12 protein-coding genes are annotated in these 17,590 nt (G+C 57.4%); 3 read left to right on the top strand and 9 right to left on the bottom strand.

Annotated elements, in window-relative coordinates:
* Positions 1 to 10: 10 nt before the first annotated feature.
* The 8 genes from J2R80_RS19880 to J2R80_RS43470 form a co-directional block, all read right to left on the bottom strand.
* Positions 11 to 1,981 carry a glycosyltransferase gene (locus J2R80_RS19880; RefSeq protein ID WP_253639231.1) on the bottom strand — a complete coding sequence of 657 codons (1,971 nt, stop codon included), beginning with the start codon at positions 1,979 to 1,981 and terminating at the stop codon, positions 11 to 13.
* On the bottom strand, positions 1,981 to 3,186 hold the full coding sequence (locus J2R80_RS19875; protein WP_253639230.1) for an HlyD family secretion protein: 1,206 nt from the start codon (positions 3,184 to 3,186) through the stop codon (positions 1,981 to 1,983). The genes J2R80_RS19880 and J2R80_RS19875 overlap by 1 nt, the downstream gene beginning before the upstream one ends.
* 1,261 nt (positions 3,187 to 4,447) lie before the next feature.
* Positions 4,448 to 5,746, bottom strand: a complete 1,299-nt coding sequence (locus J2R80_RS19870) for a bifunctional diguanylate cyclase/phosphodiesterase (RefSeq protein WP_253639229.1) — start codon at positions 5,744 to 5,746, stop codon at positions 4,448 to 4,450.
* Between the two features lie 972 nt (positions 5,747 to 6,718).
* Positions 6,719 to 8,122 (bottom strand): GGDEF domain-containing protein, encoded by a 1,404-nt coding sequence (locus tag J2R80_RS43405; protein WP_305884547.1) that lies wholly within the window; start codon positions 8,120 to 8,122, stop codon positions 6,719 to 6,721.
* A 285-nt stretch (positions 8,123 to 8,407) separates the two neighbouring features.
* Positions 8,408 to 8,731: a hypothetical protein gene (locus J2R80_RS19860; protein WP_253639228.1), complete on the bottom strand. Its 324-nt coding sequence runs from the start codon at positions 8,729 to 8,731 to the stop codon at positions 8,408 to 8,410.
* Positions 8,732 to 10,266: 1,535 nt separating this feature from the next.
* On the bottom strand, positions 10,267 to 10,890 hold the full coding sequence (locus tag J2R80_RS19855) for a hypothetical protein (RefSeq protein ID WP_253639227.1): 624 nt from the start codon (positions 10,888 to 10,890) through the stop codon (positions 10,267 to 10,269).
* Positions 10,891 to 12,213: 1,323 nt separating this feature from the next.
* Entirely contained in the window at positions 12,214 to 12,894 is a 681-nt protein-coding gene (locus tag J2R80_RS43475; protein ID WP_309143764.1) for an HD domain-containing phosphohydrolase, read from the bottom strand.
* Positions 12,895 to 13,086: 192 nt separating this feature from the next.
* Positions 13,087 to 13,272: a hypothetical protein gene (locus tag J2R80_RS43470; protein ID WP_309143763.1), complete on the bottom strand. Its 186-nt coding sequence runs from the start codon at positions 13,270 to 13,272 to the stop codon at positions 13,087 to 13,089.
* 489 nt (positions 13,273 to 13,761) lie between these two features.
* Between J2R80_RS43470 and J2R80_RS19845 the strand changes: the two genes are divergently transcribed.
* Positions 13,762 to 14,040 carry a helix-turn-helix domain-containing protein gene (locus J2R80_RS19845; protein WP_253640995.1) on the top strand — a complete coding sequence of 93 codons (279 nt, stop codon included), beginning with the start codon at positions 13,762 to 13,764 and terminating at the stop codon, positions 14,038 to 14,040.
* Positions 14,041 to 14,767: 727 nt separating this feature from the next.
* On the opposite strand, the gene J2R80_RS19840 is transcribed toward J2R80_RS19845, so the two are convergent.
* Positions 14,768 to 15,661, bottom strand: coding sequence for an ArdC family protein (locus J2R80_RS19840; protein WP_253639226.1), 894 nt, complete (start codon positions 15,659 to 15,661; stop codon positions 14,768 to 14,770).
* A gap of 1,000 nt (positions 15,662 to 16,661) precedes the next feature.
* Between J2R80_RS19840 and J2R80_RS19835 the strand changes: the two genes are divergently transcribed.
* On the top strand, positions 16,662 to 16,913 hold the full coding sequence (locus J2R80_RS19835) for a hypothetical protein (RefSeq protein WP_253639225.1): 252 nt from the start codon (positions 16,662 to 16,664) through the stop codon (positions 16,911 to 16,913).
* Between the two features lie 299 nt (positions 16,914 to 17,212).
* A complete protein-coding gene (locus J2R80_RS19830; RefSeq protein WP_253639224.1) occupies positions 17,213 to 17,497 on the top strand; it encodes a DNA -binding domain-containing protein in 285 nt (94 codons plus the stop codon).
* The last annotated feature ends 93 nt before the right edge of the window (positions 17,498 to 17,590 follow it).

Raw genomic sequence — 17,590 nt, 5'->3', positions numbered from 1 at the left:
CTCGCGCTCCTCACCTCGTTAGAGCTCGCGCCAACTCCCGGATCATTTGCCAGATGTTTCCCCGATCGGCTCCTGGCATGACGGATTCGGTATGAAGCTTCTTGATAAGTTTCGCCCTTTGCGCGGGAGTTGGAGAGAACTTAAGTCGATAGCCGTCACGCGTTGTCGCAGCAACATGCGCGTCTACTCCGCCAATTCCAGGCAGGTTGAGCTTCCCTGCTGCTCCGGTGGATAGTCCGGACGGACCACTGATTCGCGCGCCTCCTCGGCCCAGATTAAGAAGCCATCCGCGGTGCTTCTCACCTTGGATCACCAGGGTGATCGGTTCTGGGATCTGGCGCTGAGGTCGATCGTATCGCGGTCGTTCGATGCACACCACGACCGCCACGAGCAACACCAGAATGTTGTAAACCGTCCAGAACATCACGACAGCCGTGCCGTCGCCGGCTGTCGCAGACGTATTGAAGATGAAATCGGAGTTCAGTGGCACGATCAGGCCGCCGATCGTCAGTCCGAGCAGGAGTAAAAATGGTCGCATCAAAGTCCATTGAACAACTACTTTGGTTCGGTCGCCGCCTTTGGCCGTCACCGAGAATTTATGCGATCCTCCGGTCAGCAACCCGAGAGCAGCCGCCTGGCTGATGGGCCAGGCCGCAATCAGCTGAGCCGTATCGTTGAGAAGCGGGACAAACAACCCCTTTGAAAGCCAGTTCAGGGACATCAGAACCATGAGGTAATACGGTACGTAATATTTGATGATGTCCACCAATGACGCGTTCACGATAGTGATGCCGAACCACCAGTACAAGAGAGGGAGAATCAGGCTGGCAAGCCGGAAGGGAAAGGTACTGATCCAGTAGAGCAAGGAATCAACGATGCCGATTCGATGCATCAGACCAAGGCTGCGCATGCCAAAGGGGCTATAGGAGTTGCGGACGATTTGCATCAAACCAAGGCACCACCGTCCACGCTGAGTGATATATTCTTTCAGCCCTTCGGGAGCCAAGCCTTCACTTAAGGGCTCGTTAAGATACACTGTTTGCCAGCCGTTTTCCGCGAGCTTAAGCGTGAGCAGGAAGTCCTCGGTTACGCTTTGCGTCGGAATCCAGCCAATCTGCTCGACGGCCTGGACCCGCATTACGGATGAGGTTCCGCAGCAGATGGCGATGCCCCAAGCATCCCGCGCCGGCTCAACGTTGTCAAAGAAATGACGTTGCTCATCCGGATATGCGGTGCTTATTCCCAGGTTGTGTTGGATCGGGTCGGGATTGAAGAAGTGCTGCGGGGTTTGCACGAGCGCCACGCTTGGCTCGTGAAACAACGCTAGCGTCCGCTCGATGAAGTCCGCATGGGGAACGAAATCGGCATCAAGTACAGCAACAAAGGCTGGCGGTGCGGGATCTCGAGCGCGCGCGCGAAGTGCATGGTTGATGTTCCCTGCCTTAGCGTGCTCTTTATTCGCGCGAGCGAGGTATCTGATTTCGTGCAGTTCGCAAAGCTGCCGCACCCAGTTTCTGGCACCGTCGTCGAGAACGATAATCCGAAGGCGTGGATAGCGGATTTCCGTCGCACCAACGATCGTGCGCTCGAGTACTTCCGAGGGCTCGTTGTACGTCGTGATGAAAACATCAACGTGCGGCGCTTCTCCCGGCAGCCACCATTCGGAGTACTGGTCTGCTTCGGCCGTCCGGTCTTTCACCCGCGACAATATAAAAAATGCGATGGTAGACGACAGCACGGTCAGAGCTTCGAGCACGGCGAATCCCCAACTGAACAACGCGTCAGCAGTCCAGTCGAGCGGCGCCAGCGTTTCGCTGAAGCGCCAAGTCGTATAACGCCAAGACAGTAAAGCAGCCGTCCCTAGGACGAGAGTGCGCCAATACCACTTCATCGGATTAAGCAACGGAAAGACAGTGAAGCAGAGGCCACCTATGAAAGCGGCGCCTGCGAAGGCAGCAGCGATTGGTGACAGCAGAAGCATCAGAATCCGTACCGCGTAAAAAACCGACGGAATTGAGCGATTGGGCCACTTGTGAAGATAACGCGTCCAGTACGCCCAATTGCGCAGGTGAGATCTGGCTCTGTTGCGAGGTCTGAAATAGTCACGGTGACATCAAAGCGCTGGAGATGTTGTGCACTCGGACCAACCGCAAGATTGGTGTAGAGTGAAGCTGCACCGGATCCCCCAAGGCGGGTTATGGTCCCATTGAAAATGCGATCATCTCCAAACAACCGAAATTGTACGGCCGTTCCCACCGAAAGACTATCGTATAGAGATTCGCTGACGCCCGCGGTGACGATAAGCGTATTGCAGTCGACGACCTTGACAAGATCCTGGCCGCGCCGCGCATATTGGCCATCGTCTATTAATATGTCCCAGACTAGACCAACGACGGTGGCATTAAGCGTAGCGAAGCTCAGACTATTGACACGAAGACGCTCGGCATCGATTTGCCGATCGAGCTGGACAATACGCGCTTTCACCTGTTCGTTGTCGACATTTAGTTCGGCCAGTCGCTGCTGGAGCTCTCTGATACGTTGAGCCGAGGAGGGAGCGTCGTTATACGACTCCCCGATGAAGACGCCGTCGCGAGCGGACGTGAGTTCCGTCTCTAGGTAATTTACTCGCTGCTGCGCACTCTCCAGTTCTTGTTGCGCGACGTCGTAAGTTGCGCGAGCGCGATCCAGATTCGCCGCCGTCTGTACACCACGCGTGCTCAGTTCGTTTGCTCGCTTGAATTCTGCGTCAGCTTGACGAAGGCGCGCGGCCGCAGCGTCTTGAGCTGCTTTGGTTTCAGCAATTCGGGCCTCGATCTGCCGAACCCTGCCACGCTGGTATTCAGTAGCTTGAGTATCGAAGCGAGACCTGGATGCCGACAAGGCCTCTCGCTGGCCAAGAAGACGGTTGAGCTCGATATGCTGGTTTGCGCGATCGCGATCGAGCTCGAGTAGCCTCGCGATATCAAAGCGTTGGTCGTTAATTTCTGCTATGAGCTCTCCGGGGCTAATGCGCGCACCGATGCTCTTTATCGCAAGCGTTACTTTTCCTTCGATTGGGGCGCGAACGATGTTGAGTCGAGCATTGAGCGTTGCGTCCGCCGATGTTCCAGCGAAGTGTTCACCGATGACAACGTACAATCCCACTGTTAACATGGCCAAGCCGACGATTGCACGTAGGAGCTTCATAAGGACATTCCAACTACGTCTATGATGGGAAGGTCGCACAGACGTATTGCCAACCCGGCGCAAACATAGACTGACCAGCTTGAGGTCGAAACGTTCTCCTCTAACCGACCCTCCGCTCCCAATCTGGATTGGCAAGCCAAGTGCCGCTCGGATGCGAGTGCCAGCGGCTCAGGCGTCATTGATCAGACTAACAGGCTGGTAAAGAATAGCTTCGTGATCTCAGCGACAGGGGGATCCTTCTCGTCAGAATTGACAACGGTGACGAATTCGTTCCTACAGTTCCAGCAGCGCCAAAGATACTGGACCTCCCGCGCACCGACGCGTTCATGCCACTCAAGGTGGACCAATGCGGAGCTACATTGAGGGCAGGCTTTGTGACGTGCAATTGAGACCGACTCCATGTGGTAGCTCGTATCATTGCAAGAAATGCCATAGCCGAAGACGCGGTGTTGCAGCCTCGGTCTCCGCGAGCGACTGCGGCCGATGCCCCTTTCCTTCAAACCTTGTGCCAATTGCGAGGGCTTGATCAGTAAAGTAAATTTTCTGAGTACGCGGACCAGACCGACAGCATGTCAGAAATCGGACAGTCTACGTCATGTCCTCCCGCGAGACCGCAAGTCAGATTAGGTTTCGCATTGGGAGCCTTGTCTACTAGTTCGTTTGGTGTTGAGTGATACGGCCTCGCGGGCGTCACTGATTATCGATGGCCCCGTCGGGAGGGTTCCGCCTGCGCACAACCGGGTGCAAATGGCAGTGTGTTTAGCGGGTGCGCGTACGACAGTGCTTGGCGCGGTCAGGAACCAGACTGGAACATTGAGCTCCGGCACTTCAATCGGAGGGGTATCCGGCGCGTTAGACGATGTCCGAACGACAGATGTCTGACTGTAGTCCTCCAACATTGCGCATCTGTACACCGCCGGGGCGAAGAGAGAGTGGTCGAAGATCAGGCTCGGCCGCTCGTGCGGCCTGAGGAAATAGGATCGCTCGCGGAGTCCCTGCGCGTTCACGCGAGTTGTTGAAAAAGGTGAGCCACCCGCCCAACGATCGGGCCGATCTGATTTCTTAAAAGCTGCCGCTCCAAGAGAATGCGCTTACCCGGAGCAACAATGCAATTTCGGATGCTGTATGCAATGTAGCGTCGAGAATCTAACGCCCCTTTCTGATTAAGCCCCCCGAGCACGTTCGAGGTGTTCTGGGGACAAGCGTGACTTCTTCGCAGCTTACTTGTGGCGGACGCTCCTCAAGAACTCAGCACGTCGACTCAGGCAAGCAGACTTCCTGCTCCATCATCAGTAACCGCTCTGCGGCCGGCCTCTCGATCAAGCAGCGCGGGAATACCCGCGGCTGGAACGGCACCACTGAATAGATAGCCTTGTCCTTCTGTACAACCATTAGCCGCCAGATAGACCAACGGGCCTTCGTCTTCGATCCCCTCGGCCGTCGTCGTCAAACCAAATCCTTTAGCAAGGTTAAGTATAGCACGAACGATCACCCGGCTGTCGGTACTATTGTCGAGATCCGACACAAAGCTGCGGTCGATCTTGATCTTGTCAAGACGAAACGAAAGCAGTTGGCTGAGCGTAGCATAACCTGTTCCGAAATCATCGAGCGCGACGCGGATGCCGGCTTGACGAAGTTCGTCGATCACGGCCTTCGCAACGCCGGTTTTCTCCACAAACGCGCTCTCGGTAATTTCAATCTCGAGGCGGCATGGACTGAAACCGGTTTGCGCAAGAGCTGCTAGAATGCGCTCTCGAAGCGCGCAATCCCGCAATTGAACAGGCGAAATGTTGAAGGCAAGCGAAAACGTCTTCGGCCACGCATTTGCGTCAAGACAGGCGCGGCGAAGAAGCTGATCTCCAAGTGCGTTGATGAGACCCGTTTCTTCTGCAATCGGAATAAACACGTCGGCCGGGATATTCCCAAACGTCCTGTTTTCCCAACGCGCCAAGGCCTCGAACCCGATAATGCGACTATTTGCGAGTGAAACCAGCGGCTGATAGTGCGGCTCGATGATGTCCGCCGCGACAGCGCTACGAAGCTCGCGCTCGATTTGAACGCGCCGCTCGAGATGCGCGTCCATGTCTGGCTCGAAAAAGCGAACACGCGATCTGCCTTCGCGTTGCGCGCGATAAAGCGCGCGTTCTGCGCTCCTGACCAATTCGTGGCGATTGATGCCGTCAAGCGGAGCGATCGCGATGCCAATTCCAACACCAAGCTCGGCTGCGCCAGTCTCAATCGCGAAAGTGTCGGCGGCGGACGCCACGATGCGGCGCGCCAGATTGGCGGGATCTTCGAGGGAGCTAATGTTTGGCAGGACGATCCCGAATTCATCGCCTCCAATCCTCGCTAGGACGCCGTCCTTGCGCAAGATGTCGGCAAGCCTCTTGGCAAATTCGCTGAGTGCCTTGTCCCCCGCTGCGAGGCCGTGCGCGTCCTTGATTCGCTTGAAGCCGTCGAGGCCAAGCATCAGAATGGCGACTTGATGCGTGTCGGTGGCGAGGCCAAGGCACAGATCAAGTTCCTCATCGAACAAGCGGCGGTTCGGCAAGCCGGTCAACGGATCGTGTCGCCCAAAATCGCAGGCTTCTCCTTCTGCAATGATTCGTGCTTCAGTTTCGCGGACGAGTTGTCGACAACGCCGAACACTAAAGATTGTTAGCGAGACACTGAGCAAGAACGCAACGAATATTGTGAATACGATGTCGTCGAGTGCAGACTCTAAGCCCAGCCCCAACCGGATCAAGCGAGGGACAAGCCCATAGAGGTGCGCTAAGACTGAAGCGAGAACGAGGCCACTGAAGAGAGCAATGAAATCCCTCGTGGCAGAACTACGCCAAACGAAGCGCAATAGGCGCGATCGTGATGTCGACAATCTCATCTTTGTCAAACCTGATGCACGGCCCAGTCAGGTTCTCGCCCGCAGCAAGAATCTTGACCGGACCAGATGTTGGGCGTCGAGTGCCGAGCTTCAATTACGTCATCGCGAGCTGTGATGCGATATCGGCGGCGCGAAGGCCTCCCGGCAAAGTCGTGCTCAAGGGACCAGGAAGCGCGCACGTTGTTAACGCGGCCGAAGTAACAAGTTACGTCCTCGATATGCCGCTTCGAGACCTTGAACACCTGGAGGAGAACGTATGGGCGAACACCAGTTCACGTGCGACAGCGATCAGTGCGACTGGGTTTCTGCCAGTAGTGCTTCGGAGCCGGACCTCCTTCCAATTGCCTGGCGAGCCGATCGATGACTGCGGGCGCGCACCCGGGACGCTGACCTTCGCAGCGTGAGGTGATCGGCAACTGAGCGGTCGACGAAGCGAAGGCGATCGAGCGCCGTTGAGAAGCAACGACATGGCAGCTCCCGGCAGCTAGTGGCCGCAACTTGTTGCGGCGCGAACTCACCTGCAAACATTTCAATTGCTAGACCATGACCGAATGCTTGTTAGTGGGGGCGTGGCTCTTTCTCGGAGAAATGACAGCGAGAACCGGCGTAGGGCCAAGGCGGATTGAGACGAAGTGTACGGTCCACGATAACCTAAGCGACTACAACACGGTTGCGACCTTCAAATTTTGCGCGATAGAGCCGCTGGTCGGCGACGTTCAAGAATTGGTCGAGCGTGTCGCCATCGCGCCCGAACTCCGACACTCCAACACTGATAGTGACGCCAACCGGCGGTTCGGCTCCGACGTCGAATGCAGTTCGCTCGATCGCGGACCGAACGCGCTCGGCGACCGCGCTAGCCGCATCGAGCGTCGCCCCCGGAAGCAACACCATGAATTCTTCGCCACCCACGCGCGCGATGGAGTCGTAAGGCCGAATCGCCTCCAGACACTTTCGTACAAATATGCGCAGGACTTCATCGCCGACGCTGTGGCCGCGCGAGTCATTGATATCCTTGAAATGGTCCAGATCGAGCGATAGCAGAGACAATGGGGCACCGGTCCGCTTGGCCCGCGCGATCTCGGCGCCGATATGCTCGATGAAGTGGCGCCGATTCCCGGCACCAGTCAGCGGATCGGTGGCGGCAAGCCGCTCCAACCTTTGATTGCTCAGCTGCACTTGCTGGAGCGCCTTTTGAGTATCGGCCATCGATTGAGCTAGGCGGGCCGTCATTTCTTCCTGGCTATAGATGGTCGCGAACGATTGCGTCGTTCGGAAAGCCCGGACAACTCCGTAGCTGAGCAAAAAGAACCCGCCAGCAAAGATCGCGTGGGCCAGCCACCACATATGATTCCATGGCGCCGCTAGAATGAATGCGAGCGACGATAGCGCGAACCACGCGACGGAAACGCCAAAAACAAGCATCAGAGGCGAGTGAATCCGTCGCATGAGCATGACCAAGACATTCAGCACACTGAATAGCAATGCGCCGCCCTCCATGGACAAGCGGACCGCTGGGTGCCCCGCATATGAAGAATAGGCGATCAGTGCGACACCGATGTCCGTAGCTAGGAACAGGCCAATCCACATCAACCATGCGCGCGCGTTCGAACGCTTCTCGAACTCGTCTGACGGCTGATTGTAGCTGAGCAGCCCGACCAAGAGCAAAATCGACATTGCTAGACGCGAAGTCGGCCCATAGAGCAGAAACAGCCAAATATTGTGGTGTGCCATCCCGGTGAAGGCACCGTGTAGCGAATAGATCAGCGCGAACGCCAGAAAACCGAGCGTCAACCAACGCAACAGAGGCTCGCCTGAAGACCGGTAGCAACGCCAAGTCACATATGTGACGAACAGCCCCTCGAGGGTTGCGACGGCGATGGCGAACTCGTGGAAGAGGTGATCCTCAAACTTCAGCGCGGGATCTTGCTGGAAATAAAGATAAGCGATGAACTGAGTGGGCAGCAGGGCGAAGCCGATGATGAGCAGGCTCGTATAGGCCTCTGTGACCAGCCGCAACGTTTTGGGCGGACCATGCACTGCGAGATTGGTACTCATATGCTATACCGTCATTCCAAGATGACTCCACGCGGTCCTTTCATGAACTCCGGGCTTTTTTTCAGATACCTTCCGCTCCTGCTGTGCAAGGTGAAGATATCACTGGTTCGTCTCCGCCGGGGGCCATCTAACAGCCCGACGCGAATGATCGCGGCTGACGAGCGCGGAGGGCATGAGCTTCACCTTTCGGTCCATCTGCGGCACCAGCAGGACGGCGGAGCGACAAACATCAGCTTGCCATCCACGAGCGGCAAATTTTCGTCGCGGCGCTGGCGCCGTGACGGGTCATGTGTTCGAACCCACAACGTTCAGTCCACCCGCTCCGCTAAAGGTAAGCGTATCGTGCGTGTTTAGTACTGTATCCCACTTGCTGCCTCGAGCCGTCACGATCTGGGACCCATTCGAAAACGCACCATCGGACGATGAGGAGATCACAAGCCCATTGAGAAAAGGATTCTGCGCATTACCGTACTCAATCGTCTGCTTCCCGCCCACCGGTAGCGCCGCTGGGACGATCGGCCCGGACTGGTTCGGCTCTGAGCCGACGCGCGTGATGAGCAACACCGTAAGTGTCAGCCCACTTTGATTGACGAGTTTCTTGTGTGCCATGTGGCCTCCGTTATCTGCCGGTGGTCCCGCGCCGAAACGCGGGACAGAGGTTCAGCTATATACAAAAGCGAATTGAGCTAGGACCTGCCAAATCTTGTAGGCGGCTAATAGTCAGAACCTGCTAGAGAAAATGCGGCGCAGCTTCGTTGTAAGCGCGCCCAATCGCGCAATGTTGCCGAAATCCGGCATCCCCGCTTAGTTGGCACTGGGCAAGCTGGCGCCCTGAAATGTTGGTATAAAAGTTCGGCACCGGCACCGGCAGCACATGAATTTTTGTGTTGATCGCCCCTGTCTGGTTGAAGAGGGCGAAGTCAGCAACCCGACATGATTATTCTTCCCTTCCATACTCGAGGAGGGCCTCCAATCGGTTCTTTGCGTGCTGCGAAGCTCTGCTGGCATGACTTTGATTATTCCTGATCAACGCGGCGCAGTTGCTGCTTATGATCTTACATGGAGTCGTCCGGAGTCATGCTTCCCGAACACTCTTTGCACGGACCGTTATCACGTACCACCGAGCGATATTCCAACGCTACATGCCCGAGAACGTCGTGTGCTCCGCTTCCTTCTTTTCCCGCCTGGATTCACCGACGCAGGCGGCTCCTCGCAGGGCCATTTGATCGGACAAGTGTTGCCGCCTTGGCTGCAGCGGTCGACTTCCTCAAGCAGACCGAAAGTTTGGGCCGCGGACGGTTCCCCGATTTGCGGGCGGACGCCCCAGCGAAACGCAAGCAAGATATAACTTCGGCCCATGCATGTGGTCGGGGGCTGACGTGTGTCCCGCCTCGTGATGCGACCTCGACACGTAGCGGGCCCTTACGGAATGCGTGGATTGGATCCAATTCGGAACGCGCGTTCGCTGGCACTCATCTACCTGGTGATTCTTCGAATACCAATTCCTGACCGATTGCCCACAACCCTCCGTTTGACCTCACCACATTCCCGACGTCTCTCGGCTTATGCCGCGAGTTTAAGCAGCGCCAGGCGCTGGAGCTTGGTATGCGCCACCGCGACCATTCATGGCCCAGGCGGTACGCGCCATGTTCGGCACGCTACAGAGCCCCTCGAACGCACCTCAGCCTCGTAGCGTGCTCGGAGCCGTCAGGGACAAGCCCTTGCGTGTGCGCAATGCGCGCGTCCTTGACCGCTCCTGCGTGCGCCGCCGTGGAGAAAGCGCGGGTCGGGCCGGCGGGGCTCATAGTGTGCACCCGGACGCTGACGCGGTGCGTCGCGCCCGGTAACCTTTTGCTGCAGCTCGGCGGTATCCAAGAGTTGACTATCGGTATCGGCCGCTCGCCGCCAAAGTCCGAGATGACTGAGCCGCCGCGGGTATAAACGGTTCTTCTTTTCGCTTTCTGAGACTCTGAGGACGTTATCGATGTCCAGGGTCATGGCTCCGCTAAGTGGCGCAAAGAAAGGGAATGAACACCACGAGAACCAATATGTGTTTGACATCGGCGTACTCTCGACCGCTTGATGGTGATGCTCGTACATCATCGCAACTCAATGCCCGGGAAGGAGATACCGGGCAATTCAGATCAAAGAGCGAGGAGTCTGGAGTTTAAGGACGAGTAGGTGCCTGGTGGGGCACTTATGTCCCTCTCTTCGCGGCAACCCGTCACAGGGGTTAGGGCGCGAAAGTCGCTGAATTTCCCTGTTTTTCGATGCACGTCGTTCCTAGCTTCGGTCCACCGATGGTGGCCAACTTGATAGTCCCCAAGCAGATTTATCGCGGCAGCATTGCTGAGATTCTGCACAAGGATGGGTGGGCTGAAATTATTGTCCGCAACATACCCGGTGGAGATCGTAGCTGTGCCGGCTTCGTTGACAACCTCTGCGCTTGTAGCAGTCGCGCCTGCAACGAGTCTGCCGTGGCCATTCGACCCGCGAAAGAGCGCAAATGGTTCGACCGTCCATGTACCATTGGCATTATACACTACGCTGAAGGACGAGTATCCTGGGGTCGCGTCGCAGACGGCGGCGGTGGCTGACGACGCGGTAAAGTTCATCACCGTGCCCGCCGTGTAGATGCCGGTCTGGACGTAAAAGATGCGAATGGGTTGGCAGTCCAGATTGTTGTTAGGCTGGGCTGTCACGAAGTTGGAGAATGTGACGCCACCAGTCAGCGTCCGTAGCGCCGATTCGGCATTGTAGTTTTCCAAGGTCGGGTTGTAGAGCGGCGTGATGATTCGGAAGATCCAGCCTGCGGACCAGCCTTTGATACCGGCGGCGACAGCCCGAGCGATGGAGTGACCGACATAGTCGTGGTGTTTCTCGCCGGCGTCCCGCCGGCTGCAGGGGTCACGGTGATCGGCTGCGTGGCTGCGAGTTGCCCCGACGGTTTTCCGACAGTCGGCGGTGTTACTTGTTGTTGGACGCCGGCGTAATCTTGCAGAACCAGAGAAAACGTTAGGATCGCTCCGGACGTCTCGTAGGGCAACAGCGCCTGCGCGTATAAGCTGTTGGTATAGACTTCAGGCCGCCCGTGTAGACCGCCGGCTGCTGGAAGAAGAAGAAGTTCTGAAGCGAGGGGCTGTCGTTCTGCACGTTGATTGTGATCGTGGTAGCCATGACGTTCCTCTCAATTCTGATGCGTTAAGTTTCTGCGGCCGGTCGTCGAGCACCTTGGCTCTGGGTTGGCCTATCTGAGCGTTGGTTCGCGATTGCGAGCTGGAATGACAGCACGACCCGGATCACTTCGCTCGTTCAGCAAGCGGTGTGCCATCGCAAGTGAAGCGAGGCCGTATTCGAACGGAAAAACAATAGGCTTAGCACGAAACTCATAAAGATCGTGCTCGCGTGGGTCGGACTTGCGACATTAAGGTACCGAACCAGACATGGCAGGTCCCGGACATGGCAGGTCGCGACCGAACTGAAGTTTGGGAGCTGCTTTGCAGAATGGCTACTTCGAACCGAAACGGCTAGCGACACGGGCCGACCACCGCGAAGATCGACGTCGCGGAGATCGGCATTCTCAACTGTATCTCCAGAATCGGTCGACCGATGCGACCAAGCACATTATCAACGGAGCCAGCAAACAAGTATCCTCGGGGCCAGGTGTGGGCCGTGCGCGGCGAACCTTATTATCTAGCGTTTTGAGCATTATCCCGGATTGACGCAGCCATTGAGGTCTGTCTGGCTCACCAGCCGCATGTCGTTGAAGAGCGGCGAGGTTTGTTGACGTTCGCCCACCGGATGACAACGCCAAAGCGACCCACACTGCTGACGACGCCAAGGTCCATATCAGGAGTGCCTTGCCAGCAAACGTAGTCACCTAGCTTCAATCGCCTGGCCTGATCTCCGGTCATAAACCGCCTCGCGGACATCGATCGTGCGAGAGCATCCGGCGTTGAGCCGGCACTCGCGCCCACCGCAAGTCGGCGAAATGTGCTTGGCATTCGTGATCGAATTCCGATTTCGTCCCCATCAGGATCCCGTATTCGAATCGCACTCGTTGCATCGCGAGTGTTGAGAGAAGTCGGGAGTCATCTGCTGAGCGCGACATGCCGGAACGCATCAACCAGCGGGCTCTCCAGTTTGCCCTTCATGCCGACCAGGACCTCGTAAGCGGTATCGCGAGACATGGTCGCCCGATACGGTCGGTGCTCGATCAACGCCGCAAAGATATCGGAAATCGTCAGGATGCGGACAATGTCGGGAATATTCTCCGCGGAGAGACGGTCCGGATAGCCGCTGCCGTCGAGATATTCATGGTGATGCCGTACCGCATCGAGGATTTCCTGCGAGACCTCGGCGGTTCCCAAGAGCATCTCGTACCCAGCCGCGGGATGGGTTTCGATCAGGGATCGCTCGCGGTCGTCGAGTTTGCCGGGCTTGTCGAGCACCGCAAGTGGTATCGTTGCTTTTCCGATATCGTGGAAGATCGCCGCGGCATGCAGGCGATCAATGTCTTGCCTGACCATGCCAAGATCTAAGCCGAAGTCCACTGCAATGCCCGTCATCAGAAGGCAGTGCTGATACGTACCTTCGTGGTGACGACGAACGACCGTCAGCCATTTCGCAAGACCGTGCTCGGTGACGTAGTCGGCTATCGCATTGCCGGCGCAACGTGTCTCCGCCACGTCGATCGTAAGGCCGCCCGCGGCAGCTCGAAACATCGCTGAAAGACAATCAGCTCCTTCAGAAGCAATCTTTTCGCCGCCCAAAAAGTACCTTGGTTGGATCGCCAGGCAGAGCATTTCGGGTGGAGAGCTTCTCAAGGAGTTGCTTCGGCTTGATTGGACTCACAAGTACGTGTGTTGCGCCAAGCGCATAGGCTTGGACCGTCGCGAGCCGTGTGGGTGGGTCAACAACAAAGACACGCTTGGGCGCGCGCAACATGATCGCCAGCATGCCCTTCAGGGTTTCAATGTTCCAATGTTCTCGACGACACGCAAATCGACGTTAACAACCACCGCTTCGTTGGCGGAGGGAACGGTAGCTCCGTTGCCGAGCAATTCGGCCGTAACGCCGTGTTCGTGGGCCAGGATACCGGAAATGGCGCCAAGCTTGGCACGGCTATCAGCGACAACGTGAACGGACATCGGAAAGGCTCTGTCGGTGTTCTTCCATCCAGAATCCGCACCTTCCTGCCGAGTCCGGTCGCGGCTGGCCCTCGCGCCTAGCGAGTTGCAGGGCGGATCTCTTCGACGTCAATTTCGAACGCTGGTTGGGAACGCAGTCGGTTGAGTTGCAATCAGATAGCCTGGTTGCGGCTCTTGCGACTAAGTACGGTGCGCATCAGCGATCAAGGAATTACCTTTACTTAAACAGTTATCGCAGCGGCTGGCGTGCTGCGCAGCAGTTGTCCTTGGCTGCTGATATTCCTAATCGACCTGAGGCATCTATCCAATACATACAAACGTTTAGATCAAGCGCACGGTCGAGCCGGGTTCGCCGCTGGTGGAGACATGCATGATCAGGCATCCATGTTCGATGTCGTCGACACTAAGTAGCAGGAATATGGACTGGGGTTTAAATGGTGGGCTATAGCCAGTGTTTTAACCGGCCGAGCGCATGGTAATGTTTTGACCATGAAACCTCGCGCGTTACTGGCCTGGAACGTCCGGCGGATCCGCCTAAAAAGGGGCCTTTCGCAAGAGGAGTTGGCTCGCGCGGCCGGGATCAACCGTTCCTACTTGGCGGGTCTCGAGCGGCAATTGAAGAACCCAACGATTGATGTCATCGATCGTATTGCCGCAACGCTCGCCGTTGAGCCGTCCGAGCTCTTTATCGAGCCCTCCGGCTGTGCCGACATTCTCAAGACCTCGCCCAGGCGGCCGAAGCCGCGTCTCCGTCATAAGAAGGAGTAGCGATGCACACGCCGCCAAATCGCAATGCAAGTGTTTGTCTTAAGTCGTTTCAGTAGCGCGGTTGAGGGGCATGTCCAATCGACTCACAAGAGGGTCGTCGCACTCGCGGTTATAGGAGGAAGGGGTCGCTCGTACGGCTCCTTTTTCTTCTCGTTATTTGAGACAGAGGCTGGATGCAAAGAAGACGTGCATCCGACGCCACCAAACGAGCGAGCCGCACGAGGATCATGGCATCGCTCCTCTTGTTGTGGTTGTTATGTTAGCGCCATGCCTCGCAGCAACTCCATACCATGGAGCGTCGAGTTCGCAGAGGTCTGGTGCCCGCTCAAGTAGGGCGCACTGCCTCAGACAAGTCAGAAACGCGCAGACGGCAAAGATGCAGGCTCAGGACTCTCGTTGGCCCGCGGGTGGATGCGGCATGCTCTGCGCGTCGTTTGCTGTCGTCATGGCTTCAACCATTTCGATTACCCGTCGTCGGTCGGCAGGATGCTGCAGCGACCGGATGCTTTCAAGAGACGGGCGCTTTGGGCCACCTCGTCAGCACGGCTTTTGTTCGGCAAAGGACCTCCTCGCTGCGACGCGCGCCGGTACCTTGATCCGGCCAAAGTAACAGGTGCAGCGCCGGGGTAAAGACAAGACCACTCGTCGAGACGAGGCTTCGTCGGCTTGGTGCGCTGCAACGTGGCGCGTTGCTTCGGTGATAGTGCGCGCCACGCGCTTTGAGCGCTCACGTCGACTGGGCAATTGGTGTCGCCAGATTGGCAAGGTAGGCATTGGCTTCGGACGCCTTTGAAGCGGCTGTGAAAATCGCCCGCTTATCGGCTTTAAGCACGGAGAGCCAGTGCGCCAGATACTGCGCGTGGTCCGCGCGTGGCTCAACCGTGACGTTAAGCTCGCTGCATAGGAATGCTGCGCCGAGTTCGGCGATCAGTTCCTCCAGCGCGTAGGCGTCGCTACCAAAGCGACCGGACAGGTCGCGATTGCAGCGGTGGGCAGGAGCCGTCCAGTGAACGAGTTCATGTAGCAGCGTCGAGTAGTATGCCTCACTTGCAGATGACGTCGCCGAACCGGTAAACATGGAGCGTTCGGGCATATGGATCTCGTCACGTGAGGGGAAAAAGCATGCGCGACGACCGCCGCTTCTCACGATTGCGCCAGTTGCGGCGACAAAGCCGTCGACGGAAGCAACGGATGGGAACGCACTTTGCGGCTTGTCTTCAGCGGTGCGGTCGCTATCGACCTGGTCGGCGTTGAATACCGGCGTTGCGCGGGCGACTAACCGCCGTTTGGGATCGTTTTGATCGGTATCGTCGGCTTCGATCTCAATCTGCCGGTAGAAAATGACGTAGGAAGCTTTCTGGCCTTTCCTGACAATGGCGCCCTTGGCGGCCCATTGTCGGTAGCTGCCCCAGAGATGTGAGCCGTAGCCGTGGACCTGCGCCTCGATCCACAATGCCAGAATGTTCACGCCGTTGTAGGGATTGCCGGACGCCACGTTGACGGGCCGGCGACTGCCGCTGCCGCGATGCCACGGCATTTGCCATTTGTCGGTCCCGGCCTCGATAGCGGCGACGATGCGGTCGGTGATGTGCTGATGAATATCGAAGCGATTGTTGCTCATGGTCTCTCCTGTTCTGGCGGCGCTCGGCCTTGCCGGTGACCGGAGAGACGCGGAGAGACAGGGGCCGAACCCGAAGGGCGCGCGAGCGAGGGCTTGCCCCTTGCGGCGCATGGCGCTCTGCGTCAGGTCAACACGGGCAAGGCCGGCCGCGATCGGGAGAGCGGGCATTCAGCTGGCGATATCGCGCGGCGACGTCCGTCTCGGCCGCGATCGACGAAATGCCGGACGTTTGAGGCGCTCGCTGGCTGGTTCGGAGGACCGAGCGTTAGCGCTGCGCTCATGACCTGAGCCGCCGATCGCGGGAATTCAAGGCATGAAGCTAAATGTCAGGAAGTGGGGGTGGCGAGGTTCATAGGAGATCACTTCAATCATGAGGGACATCTCCAATGAACATGTTCCGCAAGCGGGCGGCTTTCGCGTCGCCCAAAGACAACTTTCGCTGCGCCTATCGTTGGGTGCGTTTCTTTGGCACCCACGCGCGGCGTGCTGCGCTGGCTCGTGTCATCTCAGCGACTGCTGCCGAAAAGCTCGATCGCGCTGTCGGAGAAAAGATGTGGGCTGCTGCGTCGACGGCGAAGACCGCGCGGGATAATGCTGCGGCGGGGTTACGAACAGGGTACATCCTAGCTCTGCAACAGAACCGTCTTATGACGCGGAGGATGAGAAGATCTACCGGGAGACGAAGGACGAGCGGCCGAGAGCTCATCTTCTTCGCAACCAACTCAACAGGCTTCTTCATCCGCCGTCGCGACAAATCAATCCGCTGGCCTATTGGCGAGGTTCAGGGAGCCCGATAGGGCTCCCTGACGTACAGACCCCAATTTAAACCAGAGGCCAATCGCGGAAACGGGCTGCATAGAGCCAAACTCGCCTGCCGCCGAAGCGGAGCAAGAACATTTCGGTCCAGGCCTCCGGGGAAGTGGTTCTCGCGAACGACGCCGATAGCTAAACCGCCGTGCTGGCTGATACTGTCCTGTCGCGGTCAAGATCGGAGTTGAAGATGGACAGCGAAACATTCGCGCTACTGCTTGTGCAGAAGATTACCCTGGTGGGACTGATCAAATTCCTCGATCACAAGGGAATACTCGGCAAAGACCTCATCATCGAGTTTCTTGAAGGCGTAGCGGCCAATAGTGATGCCGCCACGGCCGAGTTGTCTCCCCTAGTCGCCGATAGCATCGAGGCTATGATTGCTTCGATTAGGGAGACCCAGCCAAGGAAGCCGATCGTGATCCCTGGCGGCAAGCAGTGAGCTTGGGCTCCGCCGGTCCCCAAGAGCTTACATGGAGCAACCGATGCTGCGCCTGGCCGGTCAGATCAGGGCCGCGAGGCGCAACGCGCGAAAGACTGCCAAATCAATGTATTGCGCTCGCGCATGCCGCGCTCATCCGCGATTCGTTGAAGCAAAGGTCCGTTTCGTACAAACACTGCGGTTTCCACGCGGAATAATCGATGCTCCCTTGTGCGCTACCTCTGCACCGATGACCGAGACATCAATCGGTCCAAATGCCGTGCAACATACGGCTGGTGCAACGGTCGAGGAAAAGCAAAATGGGCGAATTTCCGTCTGATCCAAAAGTCGCTGCTACGGCACCGGCAGAGGATATGCTGACGCCATATGACCATGACCATGCGATCACGTACCTACGCATGCTGGACGCTGACGCTGAAGGCGCTGACTGGCGAGAAGTCGTGGAAATCGTGCTGCGCATCGACCCCAAGCGCGAGCCTGATCGCGCCAGGCTTGCGTACGAAACGCACCTTGAAAGGGCGAAGTGGATGAGCAACCACGGTTATAAGCTACTGCTGAGGCACGGCTGGCCTGCGGCAAACTAAGCGATTGTATCCGTCCCGCCTCAAAGCGCTACGGTACCAGATTCTTAGGTTCGAGCGGCAGTTTCGTCTAGGCTTTCCGCAAGATCTGACGTC

Source organism: Bradyrhizobium sp. USDA 4541, assembly GCF_024171085.1.
Taxonomy (GTDB): Bacteria; Pseudomonadota; Alphaproteobacteria; order Rhizobiales; family Xanthobacteraceae; genus Bradyrhizobium; species Bradyrhizobium australafricanum.
This window is presented reverse-complemented; position numbering and strand designations above follow the sequence as displayed.